The organism is Synechococcus sp. R5-12 (assembly GCF_047502655.1).
Lineage (GTDB): Bacteria > Cyanobacteriota > Cyanobacteriia > Thermostichales > Thermostichaceae > Thermostichus.
Genome location: NZ_JANSIM010000001.1, coordinates 1 through 6,062, shown reverse-complemented (window position 1 = coordinate 6,062; position 6,062 = coordinate 1). Strand labels below are relative to the sequence as shown.

Sequence of the window (6,062 nt, the reverse complement as noted above, 5' to 3'; positions counted from 1 at the left end):
CTTCCCTGCCCTGAAGGACGGGGCTTGCCGCGCCTTTTGGTCAGCGGTGCGGAGCACTTTGGAGGCCAAGGCGGGGGCGGTAGTCTATAATCCTGCCAATTCCCCTAATGCGTTCGCGCCAGCGGTGCGGAGCACTTTCGTCGCCATGACTGAGGCTGTCTCTACTGCCGATTCTGCCTTGCTGACCGTACAAGGGCTGCGGGTTTTCTTGCCCAGCCGTGCAGCTGGCGAGCCCTCGGGATCCCCGGTGGTGGATGGGCTGTCTTTCCAGATCGGGATCGGCCAGACCTTGGGCCTGGTGGGGGAGTCGGGATCCGGCAAAACCATGACCGCCCTGACGCTGATTGATCTGCTGCCCAGCTCGGCCCGGGTGGAGGGCAAAATCCTCTTCAAGGGCCCCAACGGAACGGTGGACTGGCTGCAGTTGGATCCCCGGCAACGGCGGCGCTATCGCGGATCCCAGATCGCCATGATTTTCCAGGAGCCGAGCACCGCCCTCAACCCCCTCTACACCTGTGGCCAGCAGTTACAGGAAACCTTGAGGGCCAACACCTCCCTGAGCCCGGCGGAGATCCGCGCCCAAGCCATTCGCCTGTTTGAGGAGGTGCAGCTTTCTCCCCAGATGCTGGAGCGCTACCCTCATCAGCTCTCCGGCGGCCAAATCCAACGGGCGGCCATCGCCTGTGCCATCGCCTCCAATCCCCAACTGTTGATTGCCGATGAGCCGACCACCGCTCTAGATGTTACGGTGCAAGCGGAAATCCTGCGCCTGCTCTGGGAGCTGCAGCAGCACCGGCAGATGGCCATCCTCTTCATCACCCACGATCTCAATTTGGTGGCCGAACTGGCAGATCAGGTGGTGGTGATGCGCCGGGGCCAAGCTGTGGAACAGGGATCGGTGGAGCAGATCTTTCGGGATCCCCAGCATCCCTACACCCGCGGCCTGTTGGCCTGTCGCCCGGTGTTGGAGCGGCGGTTGCGGCGGTTGCCCACCGTCCAGGATTTTCTGGAAAAAGGGGGATCCCTGGAGGAGCAGTGGCAGCAAGTGGAGATCCCGGCTGCCGTTCGCGTAAGCGGGACGGAGTCCTTAGAGGAAGAACGGCTGCGCCGGCTGTACAGTCAGCCCCCCCTGCTGCAGGTGCGGGATCTGCGAACCCACTACGCCGTCCGTCGAGGGCCATTTGGCCGCCAGGTGGGCGAGATCCGAGCTGTGGATGGGATCAGCTTTGACCTCTACCCCGGAGAGACCTTGGGGCTGGTGGGAGAGTCCGGCTGCGGCAAAACCACCCTGGGGCGAACCCTGTTGCGCCTGGTCCGTGCCAGCTCTGGCCAGCTGATCTACGACGGCGAGGAGCTGCTCCGCTTGCCGCCCCAACGCTTACGTCGTCTCCGCCGCGAGATTCAGCTGATCTTTCAGGATCCGGCAGCCTCACTGGATCCACGCATGAGTGTGGGAGCCAGCGTCATAGAGCCAATGGCCCTGCACGGGATTGGGAGAAATGCTGCTGAGCGACGAGCACGGGCCCAACGCCTGTTTGAACGGGTAGGGTTGGATCCGGAAGCGCTGGATCGCCTGCCCCACCAGTTTTCCGGAGGACAGCGGCAGCGGATCTGTATTGCCCGCGCCCTGGCCTCGGAGCCGCGCCTGATCGTCTGCGATGAGGCGGTGTCTTCTCTGGATGTCTCCGTGCAGGCCCAGGTGCTGAACTTGCTCAAGGATCTGCAGGAGGAACTGGGGCTGACCTACCTATTCATCTCCCACGACCTGAGCGTGGTCAAGTTCATGAGCGACCGCATCATGGTCATGAACCGGGGCCGCATCGAAGAGCTTGGCCCCACCTCCCAGATCTACCAGCAGCCGCAGCAGGACTACACCCGCCGCCTCATCGCCGCGTTCGCGCCAGCGGTGCGGAGCACTTCCCCCAAAGGGAGATCCGTTCGCGATAGCGGGCCGTAGGCCTTAAAAACGCACCCATTTGCCCCAAACGGGTTGAAAAGTTTCCCCTGCATCCGGCTCCGGGCTGGGCAACCCTGCGGGTTAACTTCGCAGTAAGATTTGCAATGAGGCTAAAATTAAGTAAACTTCCAGTCGTAAAGCTTCGGCTCTTTGTTAGCACATTTAACAAAACGTTTTATCCGCAGTTTGGGCTGCAACCGGCTATGGCTCGCATACTCATTATTGAGGACGACCCTTCGATTCTGGATATCCTGCGCATCAATCTGGAGTTGGCGGGCTACGAGGTTGTGAAGGCCACCGATGGGGTGCGCGGACAAGCACTGGCTCTGCAAGTTCTCCCCGATCTGATCATCCTCGACCTGATGCTGCCCCAGGTAGATGGCCTGACCGTTTGTCAGCGCTTGCGGCGGGAGGAGCGCACCAGCGAGATCCCGATTTTGATGCTCACCGCCCTCGGCCAAACCCAGGACAAGATCGAGGGCTTTAATGCCGGTGCCGACGACTACCTGACCAAGCCTTTTGAGGTGCAGGAGCTGCTGGTGCGGGTGCGGGCCCTGCTGCGTCGTTCAGACCGGATCCCACAGGCGGCCAAGCATGGGGAGATCCTCACCTATGGCCCTCTCACGCTGGTGCCGGAGCGCTTTGAGGCGTTGTGGTTCGGCAAAACGATCAAGCTCACCCACCTGGAGTTTGACCTGCTCCACTGTCTGATGCAGCGACATGGGCAGACCGTTTCCCCCAGCGAAATCCTGCAGGAGGTGTGGGGCTACGAGCCCGACGACGACATCGAGACCATCCGTGTTCACATCCGCCACCTGCGCACCAAGCTGGAGCCGGATCCCCGCCACCCCCAGTACATCAAAACCGTCTATGGGGCGGGCTACTGTCTGGAGTTGCCCAACATTGCCGATCCCAGCCCACTGCAGCCAGAGCTGGCGAAAGATTCCCACAAATAATGATTCTTTCATGATTCTTGAGGATGCTGCTCACGCAACTGCTAATCTAGGGGATGCCCTGCTGCAGATTGCGCTCTGAGATCTATGCCTGGTGCCATTCGGTATTTGATGTGCCCACCCGATCACTACGAGGTGGACTATGTGATCAACCCCTGGATGGTGGGGAATGTTCACCGCTCTTCGCGAGAACGGGCGCTGCAGCAGTGGCAGGCTCTTTATCGGCATCTCTCGCAGCGGGCGGAGGTGAAGCTGATCCAGCCGGTGCCGGGATGGCCGGATATGGTGTTTACGGCGAATGCTGGGCTCATCCTGGGATCCAAGGTGGTGCTGAGCCGTTTTTATCACCCAGAGCGGCAGGGGGAACAGCCCCATTTCAAGGCTTGGTTTGAGGAACAGGGCTACACCGTCTATGAGCTGCCGCCGGCCCTGGCTTTTGAGGGGGCGGGAGATGCTCTGTTGGATCGGGCAGGGCGCTGGCTGTGGGCGGGCTACGGCTTTCGCTCCATGTTGGAGTCTCACCCCTACTTGGCCAAGTGGCTGGGGATCGAGGTGTTGTCTTTGCGGCTGGTGGACGAGCGGTTCTACCACCTAGACACCTGCTTTTGCCCCCTCTCCGAAGGCTATTTGCTTTACTATCCACCGGCTTTTGATGCCTATTCCAACCGCTTGATCGAGATGCGGGTGCCCCCTGAAAAGCGGATCCCGGTTCAGGAGGCGGATGCCATTCACTTTGCCTGCAATGCCGTGGATGTGAACGGCACGATCTTGGTGAATCGGGTCAGCCCAGAGCTGGAAGCCACCCTACAGGAGCGGGGATTTGCGGTGGTGCAGACGGAGCTGACGGAGTTCCTGAAAGCCGGTGGGGCGGCCAAGTGCTTGACATTGCGCCTCGACGAGACGGTGGCTCCCCAAACCGATCCGGTGGCCACGGTGCTCAGCCGGACGGTGACCCTCCAGGGACACTTGGTGGACAGCGACCTGCTCACCAGAGCCGTCGATTGCATTGTCGACAATGGCGGCAGCTTCCAGATCCTCAAGTTTCAGCTTGGGGAAAAACGGCAGAGCACTTCCACGGTGGAACTGGCCGTTTCCGCTCCCACCGAAGAGACCCTGGATACCATTCTCAGCGCCTTGATCGAGCAGGGGGCCCGTCTCTCGGAGGAAACCCAGCAAGATGCCCGTCTGGAGCGGGTAGAGAAAGCAGGGGTAGCGCCCGACGATTTTTATGTCACCACCATCTACCCCACGCAGGTGCGGGTGGCCGGCCAGTGGATCCCGGTGCAGCGGCAGCGCATGGATGGGGTGATCGTGGTCAAGGGATCCGATTGCAATGGCAAGACGGAGTTTTCAGCCTATTGCACCCTGATTCGAGATTTGCAGGTGGGGGATGCCGTGGTGTGTGGGGTGGAAGGGATCCGCACCGTGCGCCAGGCCAGCAAAGAGCGCTCTTCCCAGGAGTTTACCTTTATGGGATCGGGGGTCTCCAGCGAGCGGCGGGTGGAGATCCTGGTGGAGCAGATTGCCTGGGAGCTGCGGCAAATCAAGGAGCGGGGCGGCAAAACGGTGGTGGTGGCAGGGCCGGTGGTCATCCACACAGGCGGCGGATCCCACTTGGCTACCCTGATTCGGGAGGGCTATGTGCAGGCGCTGTTGGGGGGCAATGCCATTGCCGTTCACGATTTGGAGCAGAATCTCTACGGCACCTCGCTGGGGGTGGATCTGTCGCGGGGCACGCCGGTCAAGGGCGGCCACAAGCATCACCTCAAAACCATCAACCTCATCCGCAAGTACGGCAGCATCCGAGCTGCGGTGGAAGCGGGCGTGATTACCGGCGGGGTGTTCTACGAGTGTATTCGCGCTCAGGTGCCCTTCTCCCTGGCGGGATCCATCCGCGACGATGGGCCGCTGCCAGATACGGAGATGGATCTGATCAAGGCCCAACAGGATTATGCGCGGCTGCTGCAGGGGGCCGACATGGTGCTGATGCTCTCCAGCATGTTGCACTCCATTGGTGCCGGGAACATGACGCCTGCCGGGGTCAAGCTGATCTGCGTGGACATTAACCCGGCGGTGGTGACCAAGCTGGCCGATCGGGGATCCCTGGAGTCGGTGGGGATTGTTACCGATGTGGGCCTGTTCTTGAGCTTGCTGGTGCAGCAGTTGGCGCGTTTGGGGCAGGTGTATGAGCGCCCGCAACCTGCTCTTGCTGCCCGCTAGCCACCCCATCCATAAGCGCTGTTATCTTTTGGGATCCTTAAACTGGGATCCTCAAGCCTCAAAAGGGTATGCCTTTTATTAGCCTGTTGACGGATTTTGGCCTGCAGGATCCCTATGTGGGCATTATGAAAGGGGTGATTCATACCCTTTCCCCACAGGCTCAACTCATCGACCTCAGCCATGGGATCCCGCCTCAGGATGTGGCGGCGGCTCGCTTGGCCCTGATGACGGCCTACCCCTATCTGCCGTCGGGCACCATTCACCTGGCCGTTGTGGATCCAGGGGTGGGGAGTAGCCGCCGGGCGGTAGCCATCCAAACCGAGACGGGCTTTTTGGTTGGCCCTGACAATGGCCTGTTCAGCGGCGTTTTGGCCCAAACTCCGGCGCTGGCTGCTGTGGAACTCAACCGGCCCCGCTATTGGCGCACCCCCTCTCCCAGCCGCACCTTTCATGGGCGGGATATTTTTGCCCCGGTTGCCGCTCATCTGGCCAACGGGATCCCTTTGGCGGAGCTGGGAGATCCCCTAGACGTAGCAGAACTAACCCGCTGGGAGTGGCCGCCACCCCAGATGGAGACCAACGGCTGTCGCGGCCTGGTCCAGGCCATCGATCACTTCGGCAACGGCATCACCAACTTGCCCGGACAGTGGGTGGAAGGTCGAAGCTGGAGCGCCTGGATCAAAGGGATCCCCGTCCGCTCCGTGGCCACCTTTGCTGAGGGAGAAGTTGGGGAAGTGCTAGCCCTGGTGGGCAGCTCCGGCTGGGTGGAGATCGTGCAAAACCGGGGCAATGCCAGCCGTGCCTTGGGTTTCAAAGTGGGAGATGAGGTGCGCGTGCAGTGGAACGGCTAGATCCCCTCGCCTGAAAAGAGAGGGAGAGACTGGGGATCCTAGGTCGTGTTGATCTTATGTTAGGATAGAGAGAATAATTTA

The 6,062-nt window shown here is 61.0% G+C and carries 4 protein-coding genes; all 4 read left to right on the top strand.

The window, feature by feature from the left end:
* Positions 1-145 precede the first annotated feature (145 nt).
* The 4 genes from NW843_RS00020 to NW843_RS00005 all read left to right on the top strand — a co-directional run bounded on the left by NW843_RS00020 (position 146) and on the right by NW843_RS00005 (position 5,981).
* The gene (locus tag NW843_RS00020; protein ID WP_414521736.1) at positions 146-1,957 is read left to right on the top strand and encodes an ABC transporter ATP-binding protein; all 1,812 of its coding nucleotides are present in this window, start codon (positions 146-148) and stop codon (positions 1,955-1,957) included.
* A gap of 203 nt (positions 1,958-2,160) precedes the next feature.
* On the top strand, positions 2,161-2,913 hold the full coding sequence (locus tag NW843_RS00015; protein WP_414342492.1) for a response regulator transcription factor: 753 nt from the start codon (positions 2,161-2,163) through the stop codon (positions 2,911-2,913).
* A gap of 84 nt (positions 2,914-2,997) precedes the next feature.
* Positions 2,998-5,130 (top strand): TIGR00300 family protein, encoded by a 2,133-nt coding sequence (locus NW843_RS00010; protein ID WP_011431917.1) that lies wholly within the window; start codon positions 2,998-3,000, stop codon positions 5,128-5,130.
* Between the two features lie 68 nt (positions 5,131-5,198).
* Positions 5,199-5,981 (top strand): S-adenosyl-l-methionine hydroxide adenosyltransferase family protein, encoded by a 783-nt coding sequence (locus NW843_RS00005; RefSeq protein WP_414521735.1) that lies wholly within the window; start codon positions 5,199-5,201, stop codon positions 5,979-5,981.
* The last annotated feature ends 81 nt before the right edge of the window (positions 5,982-6,062 follow it).

Coding starts and splice junctions, on each gene's coding strand:
- NW843_RS00020 (WP_414521736.1), top strand. CDS start 146: ATGACTGAGGCTGTCTCTACTGCCGATTCTGCCTTGCTGACCGTACAA.
- NW843_RS00015 (WP_414342492.1), top strand. CDS start 2,161: ATGGCTCGCATACTCATTATTGAGGACGACCCTTCGATTCTGGATATC.
- NW843_RS00010 (WP_011431917.1), top strand. CDS start 2,998: ATGCCTGGTGCCATTCGGTATTTGATGTGCCCACCCGATCACTACGAG.
- NW843_RS00005 (WP_414521735.1), top strand. CDS start 5,199: ATGCCTTTTATTAGCCTGTTGACGGATTTTGGCCTGCAGGATCCCTAT.